Source organism: Glaciimonas sp. OK215, from assembly GCF_057787885.1.
Genome location: NZ_CM173544.1, coordinates 3,139,052 through 3,156,074 on the forward strand (window position 1 = coordinate 3,139,052; position 17,023 = coordinate 3,156,074).

Consider the following 17,023-nt stretch of genomic DNA (forward strand, 5'->3'; position numbering starts at 1 on the left):
CATTGTGCAAACGGGCCACCCCTGTCCCAGTTTCCCGCCAAGCCAAGTACGGGGCCTTACACTCCTCATGACGGCCCTTGAATGCTTTCATGCACACCGGCAGGATTGGAATGCGAATATGTAATTAATAAAGGAGGTTAATGCGGAAGTGGCGGCATGTCGGCCACACCTGCCCGCCATATCCAGGAAGCCAATTTACTCACTTTGACCAACTCGTCTAACGCGACGTTGTATTCATCGCTGGCGCCAGGTGGCACGATATACATGGCGATCGGGTCAGGATTTGTGTCGGACGCGACTACGCAAGCGAGCGGTCGTGTCGACGGCAGGTTATAGCGCATGCCTTTCATGAATCGCCGGTTCTCACGCACCATCGCTTCGATTAACGCCTTGTCAAAAGCATGTTCCATCGGCAGCCATTGCTCCGTTACCGTCATTAATGCTACTTCTTCGAAAGAAGCAATTCCGGCAACGCTGACACCAAACGTTCCGATGATCATCAGATGCACATCATCCATCGCGTCCCATAATCCCAGCTCGGCATCAAAGCGCTTGTTCAGACGCTTGTGCAAGTCTTCGTTGATCATGAACGGGAAGTCAGACGAATGTTTCAGCACGATTTTATAGCCATAACGCGATACTGCAATTTCCTTCACTTCACCGATCGCCAACATCAGACGGCGCGCGCCCTTTGGCTGAGTAGCTACCTTTATCATTTGCGTAGCACGACGCAAAGCGATTTCGCCTTTTTTATCGGTCCCGAATGCCTCTGGCACATATAAAATATCTGCCAATGACGATCCTTTCGCAATCTTGTTTTCCGTTGCGCTGATGAGATATTTACGGATGACGAACCAGCTTCTCTTGCCCTGCATTGCAGGACTCCAACGATTAAAACCAGCTTGCTCCCACAAAAAATCTAGCGTGCCGCGCAACGTTAACTTGTTGCCATCTGTTTTGACGCTGTCGGCTTCTATTCCATTGGGAATTGGCGCAGTCCGACTTCCACTTTTGGTCAGCGGAAAATCCAGCATCAGCGTGGTAATTCCGTTTTTCGGATTCTCCTGAATGGCCGCACCCATGACTTGGCCTAGCCCTGACAACTCTAGTGGCGGCTCATACGAGGGGCAAGCAGGATGGTGTTGGGAGCCCGTATCGGGCATGCGCTTGACCACGAACAGCCGATGCTTGGCAACATACATCTCGATCCCGCCCTGGACACACATGCAGCGGGGTCGTTCAGGCGTCGCGTAGATTCGCGCCAGCGCATCCTGCAACTGCGCATCCGTCGTCGCGTAGGTGCCTCCCTTGATGAAGAAGCGCTGTTCGTCCATGGACGTATTCACACCAGATCGCGCACGACCGTCTGTAGGGGCAGGCGAAGGTTCGGCAATAGCTCCCGCACCGCCTTCAGTTCGCTGATTCCCAAAACCTCGCCGATCTGATCCTCGGCGGCACCGCGCTCGAGCAATCGTGCGGCTACCGTACGCCGCACGGTGAGTGCCGACACGCCCTCCAGGCCGATGCGCCGGAAGATCTTGCGGTAGGTGTCGAGAATACCCCGGCACAGAAAACGCTGCTGCCCCTGCTCACCGTAGCTCACGATCTCGAACGGCAAGCCGGTCTCTGTCAGGAACAATCGCCTGTGCGGGCTCAACCCACGATAGCGGGAAGGATTTTCGGTACCGAAATCCTGACCCAATCTCTCAATTAGATAGCCGTCGATCGACTCCCTGGCTTTTCGGCTGGTAAAGAACAATGGTCTGACCTTGTGGTTGACCGCGACTTCCGCGCGCACCACCGATTCTTCCCTCACGTTGCCGTCAGCATGCAGGTAATCGCGCACCTCTAGCCGCGCGATCTCGAGCGGCCGTGCGCCGGTAGTCAATAACAAATAGAGAAGCGCCACATCCCGCTGCGGGCAGGTGCTGCGCGTGCGCGTCCGTTGTACGGCGAGTCCGATCTCTTCGTCGGTCAGTATTCGGCCAGCACGTTTTTCAGGCGATAGGTTCGGCGTATACCGTTCGAGCGCCGCCATGATAGCGCCGCTGCATCTCCTAAGCCGCTGCACGAAAGCAAGTCCTTCTTCATTGAGTCCATCGATGCCGACTTCCCGGCTCAGCTTCAAGGCCAGGGCCTTGATACGACGCTCGACGGCAGTACGAGTCACGCCGTGCGCCGCCGCGACGGCTTCGTAGGTTTTTCCGGCGATGACTTCCTTGAGCATTTCGATCGATATCAGAATTGAGTCCGGTTCCATATTGCCCTACACCTTTCAGTCGGTGCACCCAATATTCGCGTCTCGACGTTTTACGTGCCAGGCGAAATCAGCCCCTAAATCGGGGGATTTCGGCATTAGTTACTGCATCCGCATAGTGAGCGACATTCCTGGCGTTATGTACCTTGCTGTTCAATCCAGTGCCGTACGTCTTCAACACGCCATACCGTGACCCGCGCGGAAAGCTTGACTGGCGCCGGGAATGTCCCGGCCACTACGCGTCGCCACAGCGTCGACTTCGAAATCGGAATGAAGAGCAATACCTGCGGTTGCCGTAGGAACCCTGTTTCAGGAAGAGCTGCATTGGCTGGAATCGTTGCTGACATGATCGGACCTTTCACCGGCGTTTGCGCCGGATAAAGAAGGTGACCCACTCTGTCGCGACCATGCGAGGCCAGGGAGACATGGTCGGTAGGGAACCAGAAACTCGGAGACACACCGCGGCGGTCCCAGCCGTTCGGTGTGGATTGAAAACGCGTCAGCACTTGCGCACCTGCGGAGGCATGTGAGCGACGTAATCTATGATGGATATAGTCAGGGAACAAGGCCGCAATTCCCAACCGGCACCTGCTTAGGCACGGACTGGACCGGACGCGAACGGAAGAGGCAGGTATCGACTGCGACGCCGGCGCACTTTATGCGACGGATTTAGCGCTATCGAGCGCTGCGGCCGCAATGTTGTGCGACCTGATGAAACGGTAAATCAGCGGCAGATCAATTTCAAGCACCAAAGCACGCGTCGCCACATGCGATGGCGAAAGCGCTTCCGACCCGAAAGAGTTCCGATTGGCACAGTACGAGACATGCCTGGCGTCCCAGCCTCCTGCCTGATGCATGTCGCAGAGATCACCATCTATGCAACAAGACAACTGAAAAGAATTCAGTTGCATTAATTGTGACTTGTCCTGACAAGCTGTATCCGATCGAGAAATTTGCGAGACTGACAATTCGCTTCCTTCTTATTTTCGTTCGAGGCTACTCCTTACAGGGAAAGGCTTCCTGTAGCGATAGTGTCCATGTAACGACTCCGGCAGCGGGGGTTACACGTTCCGGAATACAAAACAGACTTGGCCTTTAAAAACCGTTGCTGAGATTTGAAGTGTGTCCCCGACGCCCACCAAATGATCAGCGCACCTCATACGCTGGGCCGTCTTAGATGCATTTTAGTCGTTGACCGTGAATGCCCCAAATGCAATCAATACCATCCACAGAGCAGCACAGCGCCCAGCCGTTTCCGATTTTCTGCACGGTCACTTGACTGCCAATTTCAACAGCTAGCCGTTCAGCCCAATGCACTGCCGAACCCTTCCCTTTAAACAGCTCGTTTCCTTCGACGATTATTGTGGCATCGAAAACTGGAACGGCAAATAAGGTCATCATATGGTTTCTCGATTATTCTTACTAAAGATAGCGATTGTTATAACTGTCCGCGTCCGGGGTCGGGCCGGTGCTTTTGCAGGCGATGTTCTTACAAACGTACTCGGCCGCCAGACTGTCGACACTGCATCGTTACCCGATGCGCCGTTCCTTGCCACACAAGCATCATACTGAGCCGGATGATTCAGCGCCCTTGGATATTGTGAGTAATTGGCTGGACAGCCCGTTCTGCCAAAGCAAATGGTTGAATTTAGCATACCCTCAGTTTCAAAGCCATGCATGATGAACACCTCCGTCATGCTTCAACTCTGACGTCCGGCGGGGCCACGAACGCTTGCGCACTACCACCTCCGTCTGGCCTTACTTGGCCTTCGTCCGTACCTGTTGTGCCAGGATTCCGTGTGCTGTTCGGCTGTTCGCGCCCGGCTTCCTTCACCGAAAATTCATTCATTCGTCGCCGCAGACCAGTCGCCAGGTTACGTGCGCTGCCGGCTACACTGCGGACCGCACGCTTGAAGCCGGCGCGCTGGATATCGGCATCTCGCGGCGTAATGACTTCATGGATCTCAAGCGTCTGCAGCAGCGGCATCAGTTGATCGAATTTATTCAGTACCTCGAAATAGCGTCGGCCGCTCGATGAGATGATGCCTACTTCGAGTTCGAGCGGTTTGGTGTCATAGGTCGCGAAACTGGTAATGCCGTTGCTCTTGAATAGTGCTTCAGCTCCGTCGATCGCCTTGTTCAAATCGTCGGCCACCGATTCCAGTCGCTCGCGCAACGTGGCTTCGACGCGCTCGACATCTTCATGTTTAAGTTTCGTTCGCGCAATGACCGACACGAAATGCGTATTCAATTGCAGCGTGCTAAAGAATCGTACGAACAGTCGCTTCGCCTCGGCGCTCGTGAAATGCGTCATCATCTTCACGCTCGCCGCTTCAACACGACGAAAATCCGTCTTGACCTCCTTCGCCAGGATACGATCGTTTACTGCGCCCTGATCGACCTTCACGATTTGCGTGTCTGTCATGTCCGAACTCCGCTGAGCATCCATGATGGAACCCAATCTTCCCGGGCGGTGCCTGCACTCGCCATAAGAAAAGGCGCACCGCCAAGGGGCTTTTCGGCATCAGCCTGGGATTTGAACGGAAACCGTATTGACTTCACCGCGCCGGCGAATTAACTTCACATCATGCAGCAGCTAGCCCTGCAAGCAATCGGCAAGCCTCGAAGCCCACCGCGTATCACGCACGCGTTATTCGCACGCCGTCTGCAGTGCCTACTTTGCGCCGCCATCGAAGATTGCTTTCGAGGCGGGAGTCCCATCTCGCGCCGAAAGTTTTCTCGGATCGGTAGCTGGCATACCGATCAAGCGGTTCGCACCGCTTCGCAGTCAAGCCAGTCCCATTAGCGCCGGTTTCCACACCGGTCGTTCGTCACCCCAAGGGGGCAATTGCCCCCGCCCATGGTGAGCATTGCCTCCTTTTTTTTCTGGAGGCAATGATGCTGAACCATAGTTCACCCGCGAGTCAGTCAATCGCCGCATTCCCCGACGACTTTTGTAGGAAAGCGATTTCCAGTAATAGCCAATCGGCCATGTTGAGGACGATCGGACGCGCTCCCGAGCCTGCCGTCGCTCTCGATGCGCTCGACGACGACACAGCCACCGAATGGAGCGAAGAAGACGTCGTATTTCTTCATTGGCGTCTGCTCAAGGAAGTAGGTGATCTCCGAGATCCGGCAACGCCGTTCGAAGAAAAGCTGGATATCTTGCGCTGGATATTTACCGAACGCGACAAGGAAGATCGGCCCTTCTCATTCGTCAATTGCCTGAGAGTCGTCGGATGCAGTCCTTTGTCACCAGCACCCTACTTCGGGCTGGTGGACGCAGAGGAGATTCGCGACACGATCAGATATCAAGTCAAGACGTGGCTGAATGCCACGCTCGCACGCTATCCGTCCTGGGTGCGAGAAGCTGTCCTGACGAATCCGGGGTGGATCGAAAGCCGTCTGGCAAAAAACCCGCAATGGATCAACGAGCAGATCAAAAAAAACACGGTGGAAGGCGATTTGTTCGCCTGACTTATTTGAATAGGAATACAGGAACAGGATGCTGATCGGCAAGGATGTTTACGCATTCTGCACCGCATGCGGCCACGTCGGCACATGCCACTAGTCACGACAATCGAAAGGAAAAATCGGATGGAAAGCTACGAATTCGAAGCGCATGTCGAGGAAATCAAACGGCGCGCGCATGGTCGTTGGACGGAAATACTGCGCACGCTCGGTGTCGATCCGAACATACTGAACAAGCGCAATCAACCTTGCCCGTTGTGCGGCGGAACCGACCGGTTCCAGTACACCGACAAGTATGGAGAAGGTAACTACCATTGCCGCGGCTGCGGTCCCGGCGGCGGCCTCAAGTTGCTGCAGGGGGTGTGCGGCTGGGAATTCGGCACCGTCCTCAAGCGACTCGAGGAATGCGTCGGCAGCGTGCCCGCCCCCTTGCGTCATCGATCCACCGAACCGGCTTCGGATCAGATGAAGAAGCTGGCCAAGCGCATTTGGGACGAGGCAACACCCGTTACTGCAGGCGACGACGTCGATCGCTACCTGCGCAACCGTGGACTGTCGTTGTCCGAGTATCCCAAAGTATTGCGCTTCCATCCCGCGCTCGGCTACTACGAGAAGGACGATGCCGGTAAATCGAAGAAAATCGCCGAATACCCGGCGATGCTGGCCTGCATCCAGGGCGTCGATGGGCAGGCGGTCACGCTGCATCGCACCTATCTCCAGGACGGTAGGAAAGTCTTGAACCGCGACGCCAAGAAGGTACTGTCGGGCGGGATCAACGGCGCTTCGGTGCGGTTATTCGACCCGGCCGAGGAATTGGCGATCACCGAAGGGATCGAGACAGCGCTTGCCGTCCATTTAAGTACAGGCAAACCGGTATGGGCCGCGATCAATGCGGGCAATATGGAGAAGTTGTGGATACCGGAGACGGTGCACCGCATCTGCATCTATAGCGACAACGACGCCCATGCAGAGTATGACGGGCAGGCTTGCGCGTTCGTGCTCGCCCGACGTCTCATGAAGGAAAGCAAAAAAATCGGTCCCCGGCAGGTCGATGTCTTTGTGCCCAAGCACGCAGGAACCGATTGGGCCGACGTCTGGCGTTCGCATCTGGAAGGCGTGAAACAGGCGGCATAGTTCTTGGGGTGTGATGGCGACATCGTCACAATCACACCCACTTTTTCAGCGGTGCTTCATCCGAGACACCGGCGAAAAGGTTCAAATGTTTTCCCCGCTGGTAGCTGCCATACCAGGCTGCGTGACTTTCGCGCAGCAAAGGCAGTCCTCAAAATTCGCGCAACACCTGTTGCGCTCCTAGTTCCGACTCGGACGTTTTCGAGCCGTGTCATCGACCCCAGCGGGGATGTGCATCCCCGTTACGGGGTCTGCCGTCTCCGCTTTTCTTTTGGAGTTCATTATGAAAAGCGGACGTTCTCTCATCAATCTCGCGCAAGAACTCGAACGGCAACTGGCGACCAAGCAAGACATGGTGGTCCCTGCATCGTTGATGCGTTGCCACACCGACGACTTGGGCAGTTGCAAAATATTCATCGAAGAAAATAGCACCGTAGGCAAATATGGCGTCACCAACCTGGCGCGCCGCCAACTCGCCGAGAAGCTGAAGATCCCGTTTGCATACTTCGAGCGCATGCGGGCGGAACAACCGGCGCTGCTCGACCGCAACGTCAATACGTGGCTGCAGACCGACAACGAACGGCGCATGCTCCGCACCCTGGACGGCAATGTGCGTGCGGTGCTGTCGGACCGCTACCGTCGCCTGGACAACTACGATCTGGCAGAAAACGTGCTGCCGATCCTGCAAACGTTACCGGACGCGCGCTTCGAGTCGGTCGAACTGACGGAAACGAAGATGTACATCAAGGTCGTTACGCCGCGTATACAGTATGAGATGGTGCCGGGCGACGTGGTGCAGGCCGGTGTCGTGATCACCAACTCCGAAGTGGGGCACGGTACGCTGGCGGTGCAGCCATTGGTGTTCCGTCTGGTGTGCAGCAACGGACTGATCGTCTCGGACCGTGCCTTGCGCAAGACGCACGTCGGGCGCACGCTGCAGTCGGAAGAAGAGGCGATCACCATCTTCCGGGACGACACGCTGGCCGCCGACGACAAGGCCTTCTTCCTGAAGGTGCGGGACGTCGTCGAAGCCGCGGTATCGGAAGCGACTTTCCGGCAAGTGGCTCAGAAGATGCAGAAGATACTCGACATCAAACTCACCGGCGATCCAGTGAAAAGCGTCGAGGTGCTCGCCAATCGTTATACCTTGAACGAAGTCGAGCGTGCCGGCGTACTTCGTCACCTGATCACCGAAGGTGAACTTTCCGCCTACGGTCTAATGAATGCCGTCACGCATTACTCGCAGGATGTCGAGGATTATGATCGTGCGACCGAGTTCGAAGCACTGGGCGGCAAGCTGATCGAATTGGCCGCCAGCGAATGGAAAGGACTTGCGGAAGCGGCCTAGCCATTTCGGCAATGTGCATTCATGGGGCGTCAGCCCCTCTTACCGTTCGCGGTGACAGTCTTTTCAGGTGCGGCCTGATGTTCGCGGTAACAGTCTTTTCTGGTGCGGCCTAATGTTGGCCGCATCAGAAATCTTTCTTGTCACTATCATCATTCGATCCATTTGCACCATACTGATGCAGTGATCATTTCCAGAACCGAGTGATGCCGATGGATGCCAGCACCTTGCCGATCACTTTCAGTCCCATGCGTTTTGCCGCAGCAGCATCCTTCACCACACACTCCTGATACTTACGGTTCTCGCAACCCAGGATCAGCCCCTCCCCGATACGGCTTTCGACGTTGCGCACCATGACGCGCTGGTCATACTCCACCATGTAGATCCCGTTCCCACCGATAGTCGGATTCCTGCAATCGACAAACAGCATGTCGCCATCGTGGATGACCGGGACCATATCGTCTCCCGTCATTTTCATCGTTTCGCAGCCCGTCACCTCGTCCGCGAGCTTGCGGACGATGGCCTCGATGTTTGCTGTCGTATCGACAATATCGTATGCCTGTCCCCGATCCGGTGAAGAGGCGTTGTCGAAACGCGTGGCGTATCGGGGCTGTTGCAAGCCAATCAACGAATCTGCATTGCTATCGAACCCCATGCACAGCAGCGCAAACGATTCCAGGTCTGGGAGACCGGCCTTGACCGGGTCGATCCAACGTCTCGCCGTCTGAGGCGCACGCCGGGTCAGCGCCGACAAGTGGGCCAACCGAGCCTCCTCGGGGACGTTGGCGGCGTCCAATTTCTCGATCAAACGTTCCCGAAATCCCGGAATCAAATCCAGCCGGCCTGTCTTCATCTCCAATTTCTCTCTTCGCGTTCCTGTCTCAACCCGCTGCGCTCCCTGCGCCTGGGCGCGTCGCTCGGCTGAGGAATCGTTACGTTTCTTCAATTTCGCTTTCTCCTAAATATCTTTATTACCGGACAACAACGTTTCGGCGGCATTTCATCTGCATGCGAAAATCCTCCTGGATTGGAGCATTTGCTCGTGGCAATCGGTACAAGACGAATATTTGCTCTTGACCGAAGCGTCGATAAAAATTAACCTACGGAAACATGAATACAAGCAACATCGCGTCGCAGCTCTCACCCTGAGGCCCCGTCTGCATCGACCTTGTTGAGCCTGCGGCCTATCGGCTAGCACCTGCGAGCCACCATGCCTCACGAGGGTTTACCGCAAGGAAAGATCATGGGCAATATTCAATTTTCCGACGTTCAGGTCAGCAACCTGTCAATGCTAATAACGATCAGGGATGGCATCAAGCGCGATCCGGTATCCACTTGCTGCCAGTTTGGACTGCGCGCGGATCAGGCAAGTTTCTTTGGCGATCTATCAATCGACCAGATTTTCGTCATCGTCGCCAATATCGGTCAAGAATGCCTTTTTCCGCCAAGACAGGATTTGTTGTCTCTGCTCGGCTTGCCGTTACCGCTCGCGGGTCCTATTACCTCGGTCCATCCGCCGCATAAGGCTGCGTTCCTACCACCACAGCAATCGCAGCCCCAGCGTCCTTGTCCGCTCTGAACGCAGCGATGCGACGGCGGTGGAATCCAACCGCGTCGAGCGCCATATCCGGGCGCTCCGACTGGCCCAGGCGTGTGCCGCGCTCGGTGCGCGCGTCCGTACCATCGGCTATGTTACCGGTTTGCCGCGGGGCGAACTCGCACGCTTGTTCTTCGCCGATCGCAAGACCGCGCCCCGCGGGCGCCCACCCGATTCCCCGGACTGGTATCACAGTGCGAATCTACTCAACCGTGCCGAAGCGTCCATCTTTGTGTCGATTTACCGACGTATCCGGGACCTCGGATTCGGCCCCGCTGAAGCGCTGGTCGCGGGCTACAAGCATTATCGGGTGGTCTGCCCTGACCAGCCGCGGATCAGTTTCGATCGTGCCTTTGATCTGGCGGCTCACATGGACGGCCTCTGGCTGGCGAGAACGTCGAATTTCTCTCTGCTTGAATGCCCGGTCTGTACCAGCCAGTATGTCACTGCCGTCAGTGCGCAGCCGGTATCGAACCACGAGTGCCCGTTTTGCAAACTCGTCACCCGCTATCCGCGCGACCCGCGCATCCAGGCGTGTTTTCAGGTGCGTGACTTGCCCGACATGACGTCTGTGCAGCTTGGCGTGATCGCCTTGTCGCGTCAATCGAACGACTGAAACGCAGATGTCGAAATCCCCCTTCGAAACCCATCTGTTTCGCATGGACGGGCAGCGCGCCAGCGGTAAGAATTGAACGTCATCTTCATGTGCGATTTTTCATGCCCAGCTTCAGCCACATCTTGGGCGGCTTCGTCCGGACGGGCGCGGTGGTGCAAGCCGCGAACGCCGACCCGCCGCCACGCTCGGACGGCACAGCCGATATGCTCGCCTACCCGCCGGTCGATCCCGGCATTCCCGTCCACTCGATCGAAAAGGTGCTTGCCGCACAGAAGGACCTGATCAACCGCATCAAGCTGTGCTACGGGGTGGATCGAGCGACCTTCGAGCAAGAGATATTCGCGCTGATTCGCCGCTATGCCGAGTTCGTGCACTTGCTTCCGGCCACGCCAGACAGTTACTTCAACGTGCCAGGCGGACTGCTGCGCATGGGTCTGGAGGTCGCCTTCTTCAGTCTTCAGGGGACGGACGGCCATATTTTTTCCGGTCGATCGACGATCTCCGTCCGCCGTCATCTCGAGCCGCGCTGGCGGCAGGCGACGTTCATTGCCGGATTGTGCTGCGAGATCCATCGCACCCTCTGCCACGTGATCGTCACCGATGAGAAAGGCGAGGAATGGCAACCTTATTTGCTGCCCCTGTCGCGCTGGCTTGCCCAACAAAAAGCCTCTCGCTTTTTTCTCAAATGGCGTCCAAACGTGCACGAAAGTCGCAGTCTCGGCGTGTTCGTGCTGCCGCATGTCGTTCCGAAAGTGGTCCTGCAGCACCTCGCCGCCGGCAATGACGTGATCGTGCCGCACATGATGGCCAGCATTTCCGGCATGCCGCTCTACCGGGAACATAACATCCTGGACGATCTGGTGCGTCGCTCGGTCGCGCTCGTCATCGATCGTTACCTGCAAGCAAGCGCGGACCGCTACGGCACACCGCAATTGGGATCGCATCTGGAACGCTACCTGGTCGACGCGCTACGTCGGTTGGTTGGTGCCAACGCGGCCTGGAGTCCCAACGGCGAGAAATCAAGGGTCTGGTTCGGCAGCGACGGATTGTTCATCGTCTGGCCCAATGCGGCTGCCGACATGCGCCAACTCCTCGATTTGGACCAGTTGCCCGGGGTTCCCAAAGCGCCGGAAGCGATGCTGGAGATTCTGGTTGCAGCCGGCGTGTTCGAACCGCAAGATTCTTGCCAGGTTACCTGGCAGATCGTCCCACCCGACAGCAAGACCGCCATCGAGGCCGTGAAGCTATCGTCGCCGATGATCTTGTTCGCCGGCCTCGACTCGGCCCCCAAACCACTTTCCATCGCATTGGTTCGTGCCGCCGTACCAAGTTCACCCGCGCCTTCTGCGCCCGCCCCAGCCGCCAGCGATCAAAAGCCTCGACCGGCACACCAGCTCCCATTGCTGATTGAGACAGAACCGATCATGACGGAGCGAGCCACTGCCAGGCCATCGCCAGACATTGCCGAGAAGACCGCTGTACCGGCAGTCCCCATCCCCCACGCTCCCGTTGCGTCTCCTCCCGCAGCCTCGTCCGCAGCCAAACCTGTGTTGGCTCTACCGGAATTCAAGCTCGAAGCGCCCATGCGTCTGAATCCCGCCGTGCGAGAGGCGCTCGCGCAGATCGTCGATACATTGAATCGCGATGCTGCCGATGTGGCTGCCTGCACGATCTCGTCGGGACTCTTCATCCCGCTTGCCGAATTCGAAAAGCGGAAAATCGAACCGTCGCTGGCGGTGCGCGCATTGGACGAAGTCAAGATGCTGGTGCGACCCAAGGGTTCCCCATCGCAAACGCAGGTGCGCGACTTCGGCGTCGAACAAAGGGTCGGCTTGCTGCTCCATCCCCGTTTCATTGCAGGTCTCGATCCTGGCAATTTCGACGTCCCGGATATCAATGGGCAGTGGGAATTGACATGCTGATCCGTAAATATGAGATGCCATGGCGCCGCGCGTACGAGTCCTACGCCGGCATTGCATGGTTAGTCGCCTTGATCGCGTTCGTCACCATCGCGGTCCGTGAAGAATTGCCATGGCGATTCATTGGTCCGCTGGCGGTAGTGTGCTTCTGGATGGCAGTGCTACGCATTCATCAAGCGCTGCGGATTTTGATCGTGCGCGCATCGCTGTCCGGTCGGGCAATGCAAGTCGTCACCACCAAGGATTTAAAAAGGCTGTGCCAGCAACCCGAGCAGGTCTTCCTGGGATTCGGCTTCGAGTGGCTGCCGGTCCACTCGCAGCGTTTGTACGAGCTGGCCAAAGTGAATTTCCGCGACTATGCGGTGTCGCCGGCCTTGCTCCGCTGGCTGGGTTACGCAGTCAACCCGCAACCCGATAGCGAGATCGGCCTGCCCTACATCCACGGGGTCGAGCCGAAGGAGCAAGCGCTCTACCGGCCATTGCAGAACTTCGAGGGCGGCACGCTGCTGGTCGGCACCACCCAGTCCGGCAAGGGGGTCGCGCTCGCCAATCTGATCACGCAGGCGGTCCAGCGCGGCGACGTCGTTGTCGTCATCGACCCGAAGAACAGCCGTCGCCTGAAACGCGCCGTCGTCCGGGCCTGCGCGGACTACCGTGAGCCCGACACCTTCATCGAGTTTCATCCTGCGTTTCCCGAGACCGGGGTACGCCTGGACTTCACCTTCAACTGGCAAAAGCCAACCGAGATCGCGTCGCGGATTCAATCGATCATGCCGCCGGACACCGCCGGCGCCTTTAGCGCATTCGGCTGGGACGCCGTCAATGTCGTGGTCCAGGGCCTGGTCGATCTGGAAGAGCGTCCAAACTTGATGAAGCTGACCAAGTACATCGAAGGCGGCATCGAACCGGTGCTGGATACCTCATTGCAGCGCTTCTTCGATGCCACTCTCGGTCCAGCCTGGCGCGATCAATCGGACATGAAGAAATTGCTGAACGATGCGCAACGCGGCAATCTCAAGCGCCCGTCGGAAGCTGCCAGCACCGACCTGCTCGCCTTCGTCGCCTTCTATGAACACCATGTGCCGCACACCCAACGCAACAAGGTTATCGATGCGCAAGTGCGCACCTTCCGGCACAACCGCGAGCACTACCAGAAAATCACCGCCAACCTGCTGCCGATCCTGTCGATGCTGACTTCCGGCGATCTGGGACTGAGCCTTTCTCCCGATCCGTTCGATGCCGACGATGTGCGGGCGATCATGAACTTCGAGAAAATCGAGCGCAGCGGCCATGTCTTGTACTTGTGCCTCGATTCCTTGCCCGACCCATCGGTGGCCTCCGCGATTGGCGCGCTGTCGCTGGCCGACTTGGCCGCACGCGCGGGCATGCGTTACAACCTGGGAGGCTACCGGCGCATTTCGCTGTTTGTCGATGAAGTCTCGAACGTCATCAATCAGCCGCTGATCGAAATTCTCAACAAGGGTGCCGAAGGCGGCATCTTCACCACCTGCGCGATGCAGACGCTGGCCGATCTTGCCAAGCGGCTCGGCAGTGAAGACGCTGCGCGCATGGCCCTGGGCAACCTCAACAACCTGATCGCTCTGCGCTCCAAGGATCGCCCCACCCAAGACTTTATCGTCGAGACCTTTGGCAAAACAGCGATCCATACGGTGCGCGTCGGCTTGAACAATGCCTCGGATGCCCACTTGGGCGACTTCACCTCGGTGTACTCGTCGCAACTCACCGAAAGCATGGAAGAGCTAATTCCGGCGGACATTCTCGGAAAACTGCCGAACCTGCAATATTTCGCCTCGGTATCCGGCGGCCGTATCATCAAAGGGCGCTTCCCGATCCTGAACCCCGATTACGACCGCCCGGCTGCGGGAGCGCCGCCATGATCCGTTTCGTATCGACGGCTTCACTACTGGCCCTGTTCGCCTTGGTGCTGTATCTGCCATCCGCCTACCCGCCGGAACACTTCATCAATCAATTGCGGATCGAGCACGGGTTGACCACCAACTTTTGGGGCGAAAACCATGCGACGCGCATCCTGGCGCGTATGCTGGACTTTCAAACTACGACAAAACAAGTGAGCTCCATTCCGTCGATGAACGATGCGCCTGCGGCGAATGCCGTGGATGCTGCGGTTGCCAATCAGATGTCCCAGGTCAATGGACGCTTGTTCAACAACCCGTACTTCCGCTCAATCAACACCTTGCTCGCGTTAGCAACTTACCGCTTCTCCGCATTAATGGAATGGTTGCCGGTCCTGTTGGTGTTCATGCTGGCCGTCCTGTTCGATGGTTTTCTGTTGCGCATCGTAAAGTCCAAGGAATTTCTGCAGCACGACCCGGAGATGTATGCGTTGCATGCCTGTGCGGCGATCATGACCACCTGCGCGACGGTGATTGCGTTCGTACTGCCGATCACGCTCCATCCGCTGGCGCTTGCCATCGTGCCGGTAGCTATCAGCGTCTTTGTGAGCCGCGCAGTGGCGAATTTTCATCGGCGTGGTTGACCATCCAATCACCGTCGAGCGTTAGAAGCCGATCTCCTTGGGGAACACCGGAATAGAATATCGTCCTAAAGCCTGCATAAATACGACGTTTTAATATAGTTGATTTTAAAAATGCCATCAAAAGTACCGACAAAAAGAAAAGTGCCTAACTTGTCGCCCTCCTGCAACAGAAAAACGTCAAATGGAATTCTAAACTGTGTAGATTGTCTCTGTTGGCGCAAATGCATTTTTGACCCACCTTCCGGAATTTCGTTGTCCCGGCGTCATGCCTTGCAACCCCAGTTGTCACAAACGGGACATGGCAGCAAAAAAACCTACCGTAGTGTCCGAATTTACTTGACTGCCACCGTCGCTAATCGTGCCGACCAAAGACATGTTGCAGCGCATTAACGCCGAAGTCTTGTCGAGTACGGTATTCGATACGGCGTTGACCACGCGCAAGTTTCGAACTTGAAATACTTTCCCACCAGCACAGCATAGAGCAGCTCAGCGTAGGGTGACAGTTCGTACTTTGATGCTGTTGGGCATCTATATTCAACACTGAACGCTGGGCCTGCGCCGCACCACTTCGCCAGCTAACCTGTTCCAGCTACCCGACAGAACCCGACGAGTTGCCTGCCGTGCTAAGATTTAAGCACTGTTGCACCTTGACCCCCTCGGAGGCGGGGTAAGCCCTATGCGCTGCGCAAGCTGCAGGTTCGAGAATCCGACAGGTTCCAAGTTCTGCGAAGAATGCGGCGCCAAGATGGCGCGCGCCTTCCCGTCGTGTGAGCACGAGGCGAGCGCGAGCGCCAAGTTCTGCAGCGAATGCGGTGCGCCATTGATCGGGCCGCCCCCGGGCGCGGCGCTTGCGGCCAGCGCCCCCATTGAATACACCCCTCCCTATCTGGCCGAACGCATCCGGGCGGCACAGGCGGGCATGGAAGCCCGCGGCGCGGCGGACGGTGAGCGCAAGACGGTCACCGCGCTGTTCGCCGACATGGCCGGCTCGACCGCGCTGATCCACGACCTCGATCCCGAAGACGCACGCCGCCTGATCGACCCGGTACTGGCGCTGATGATGGAGGCCGTGCATCACTACGAAGGCTATGTGGCCAAGTCGATGGGCGACGGTATTCTGGCGCTGTTCGGCGCGCCGATCGCGCACGAAGACCATCCGCAACGGGCTCTTGTACATGCAGCCGAGCAGGGTTTGGGCAGTGCATTAACTTGTGGATAATCCGGGTTAGAACTCGTCGTCGATCAGGCCTGAAGGAAGCTGCCACAGATAAGCCGGAACGGTCCAGTAGTCTTCGTCGAAACAGAACATGAAAAAATTAAACATGGGTTGTTCTCCTTTTTGAAATATCAATCATTTGTTAGTCGTTCACGGAATGAACGCTGACGCCGACAAGCCTTATCTTGATCAGAATGAGCCGGTGTAGCGCCTCATAAATAAGCCAACGTATCAAGACCGCTCGGTTGCTGGGCTTAACAGACTAGTTGCAAGATATCTTGCAACTAGTCATGCCAGTTATGGCTCGTTCATCAATCGGGCTAATGCCTGTTCGTAACCTGCCTGCCAGTTTTCTGACCCATTCAACCCAAGTCCAATTGGTCGCAACAGTCCGTCATGCAAGTCATAGACCAAACCGTGGACTTCAATGCGATTGCCGCGATACCATGCACGCCGCACAATGGTGGTACGGCAGACGTTGGCCATTTGCTCTGCTACGCTGAGTTCACACAGATGACGTGCGCGTTCATCATCTGCGGTAAACCTATTCAGAAACGAGGCGTATTTGTTCGCGACGTCTTCAACATGTCGTAGCCAATTGTCAGACAGTCCTGCAGAACGATGTTCAGCAACTGCCTGAACACCGCCGCAACCATAGTGGCCAACAACCATCACGTGCTCTATCTTGAGTATCTCAATCGCATACTGAAGTACCGAAAGAAAGTTGAGATCGGTATGAACCACAAGATTGGCGATGTTTCGATGTACAAAAACCTCGCCCGGTTTTAATCCGAGAATCTCGTTGGCTGAAACGCGGCTATCCGAGCACCCAATCCAGAGATATCGCGGCGCTTGCTGTTTGGATAGTCGTAAAAAAAATTCTGGATCTTGCGCAACCATGCGCTCAGACCAGGACCGGTTATTGGCGAAAAGATCATCTAGGCTTGGCATAC

16 protein-coding genes and 1 pseudogene are annotated in these 17,023 nt (G+C 56.7%); 9 read left to right on the plus strand and 8 right to left on the minus strand.

The window, feature by feature from the left end; translation table 11 throughout:
- Positions 1 to 137: 137 nt before the first annotated feature.
- The 6 genes from AC3CHX_RS14175 to AC3CHX_RS14200 all read right to left on the minus strand — a co-directional run bounded on the left by AC3CHX_RS14175 (position 138) and on the right by AC3CHX_RS14200 (position 4,682).
- Entirely contained in the window at positions 138 to 1,334 is a 1,197-nt protein-coding gene (locus AC3CHX_RS14175) for a DUF1173 domain-containing protein (RefSeq protein WP_488644635.1), read from the minus strand.
- A gap of 8 nt (positions 1,335 to 1,342) precedes the next feature.
- Complete coding sequence (locus AC3CHX_RS14180; RefSeq protein ID WP_488644636.1) at positions 1,343 to 2,260, minus strand: site-specific integrase; 918 nt, start codon at positions 2,258 to 2,260, stop codon at positions 1,343 to 1,345.
- A 134-nt stretch (positions 2,261 to 2,394) separates the two neighbouring features.
- Positions 2,395 to 2,604 (minus strand): helix-turn-helix transcriptional regulator, encoded by a 210-nt coding sequence (locus tag AC3CHX_RS14185; protein ID WP_488644637.1) that lies wholly within the window; start codon positions 2,602 to 2,604, stop codon positions 2,395 to 2,397.
- A gap of 309 nt (positions 2,605 to 2,913) precedes the next feature.
- Entirely contained in the window at positions 2,914 to 3,114 is a 201-nt protein-coding gene (locus AC3CHX_RS14190) for a hypothetical protein (protein WP_488644638.1), read from the minus strand.
- A 316-nt stretch (positions 3,115 to 3,430) separates the two neighbouring features.
- Positions 3,431 to 3,658, minus strand: coding sequence for a hypothetical protein (locus AC3CHX_RS14195; protein WP_488644639.1), 228 nt, complete (start codon positions 3,656 to 3,658; stop codon positions 3,431 to 3,433).
- Between the two features lie 292 nt (positions 3,659 to 3,950).
- A complete protein-coding gene (locus AC3CHX_RS14200; RefSeq protein ID WP_488644640.1) occupies positions 3,951 to 4,682 on the minus strand; it encodes a DUF1845 domain-containing protein in 732 nt (243 codons plus the stop codon).
- Between the two features lie 566 nt (positions 4,683 to 5,248).
- Here AC3CHX_RS14200 and AC3CHX_RS14205 point away from each other — a divergent pair.
- From AC3CHX_RS14205 to AC3CHX_RS14215, 3 genes are all read left to right on the plus strand, one after another.
- A complete protein-coding gene (locus tag AC3CHX_RS14205; protein ID WP_488644641.1) occupies positions 5,249 to 5,734 on the plus strand; it encodes a hypothetical protein in 486 nt (161 codons plus the stop codon).
- Between the two features lie 120 nt (positions 5,735 to 5,854).
- The gene (locus tag AC3CHX_RS14210; RefSeq protein ID WP_488644642.1) at positions 5,855 to 6,862 is read left to right on the plus strand and encodes a DUF7146 domain-containing protein; all 1,008 of its coding nucleotides are present in this window, start codon (positions 5,855 to 5,857) and stop codon (positions 6,860 to 6,862) included.
- Positions 6,863 to 7,142: 280 nt separating this feature from the next.
- Positions 7,143 to 8,207, plus strand: coding sequence for a DUF932 domain-containing protein (locus tag AC3CHX_RS14215; protein WP_488644643.1), 1,065 nt, complete (start codon positions 7,143 to 7,145; stop codon positions 8,205 to 8,207).
- A gap of 184 nt (positions 8,208 to 8,391) precedes the next feature.
- On the opposite strand, the gene AC3CHX_RS14220 is transcribed toward AC3CHX_RS14215, so the two are convergent.
- On the minus strand, positions 8,392 to 9,150 hold the full coding sequence (locus AC3CHX_RS14220; protein ID WP_488644644.1) for a S24 family peptidase: 759 nt from the start codon (positions 9,148 to 9,150) through the stop codon (positions 8,392 to 8,394).
- Between the two features lie 297 nt (positions 9,151 to 9,447).
- Between AC3CHX_RS14220 and AC3CHX_RS14225 the strand changes: the two genes are divergently transcribed.
- The 6 genes and pseudogenes from AC3CHX_RS14225 to AC3CHX_RS14250 form a co-directional block, all read left to right on the plus strand.
- On the plus strand, positions 9,448 to 9,783 hold the full coding sequence (locus AC3CHX_RS14225; RefSeq protein ID WP_488644645.1) for a hypothetical protein: 336 nt from the start codon (positions 9,448 to 9,450) through the stop codon (positions 9,781 to 9,783).
- Positions 9,784 to 9,802: 19 nt separating this feature from the next.
- Positions 9,803 to 10,417 (plus strand): FlhC family transcriptional regulator, encoded by a 615-nt coding sequence (locus tag AC3CHX_RS14230; RefSeq protein ID WP_488644646.1) that lies wholly within the window; start codon positions 9,803 to 9,805, stop codon positions 10,415 to 10,417.
- A 101-nt stretch (positions 10,418 to 10,518) separates the two neighbouring features.
- Complete coding sequence (gene mobH / locus AC3CHX_RS14235; protein ID WP_488644647.1) at positions 10,519 to 12,339, plus strand: MobH family relaxase; 1,821 nt, start codon at positions 10,519 to 10,521, stop codon at positions 12,337 to 12,339.
- Positions 12,333 to 14,234, plus strand: coding sequence for a conjugative transfer system coupling protein TraD (gene traD, locus AC3CHX_RS14240; RefSeq protein WP_488644648.1), 1,902 nt, complete (start codon positions 12,333 to 12,335; stop codon positions 14,232 to 14,234). Before mobH ends, traD begins: the two co-directional genes overlap by 7 nt.
- The gene (locus AC3CHX_RS14245) at positions 14,231 to 14,854 is read left to right on the plus strand and encodes an IncC plasmid conjugative DNA transfer DtrJ family protein (protein WP_488644649.1); all 624 of its coding nucleotides are present in this window, start codon (positions 14,231 to 14,233) and stop codon (positions 14,852 to 14,854) included. Before traD ends, AC3CHX_RS14245 begins: the two co-directional genes overlap by 4 nt.
- A gap of 676 nt (positions 14,855 to 15,530) precedes the next feature.
- Positions 15,531 to 16,034, plus strand: a pseudogene (locus AC3CHX_RS14250) (double zinc ribbon domain-containing protein); the annotation flags it as partial.
- A gap of 333 nt (positions 16,035 to 16,367) precedes the next feature.
- Here AC3CHX_RS14250 and can read toward each other — a convergent pair.
- On the minus strand, positions 16,368 to 17,021 hold the full coding sequence (gene can, locus AC3CHX_RS14255; RefSeq protein WP_488644650.1) for a carbonate dehydratase: 654 nt from the start codon (positions 17,019 to 17,021) through the stop codon (positions 16,368 to 16,370).
- Between the last annotated feature and the right edge of the window lie 2 nt (positions 17,022 to 17,023).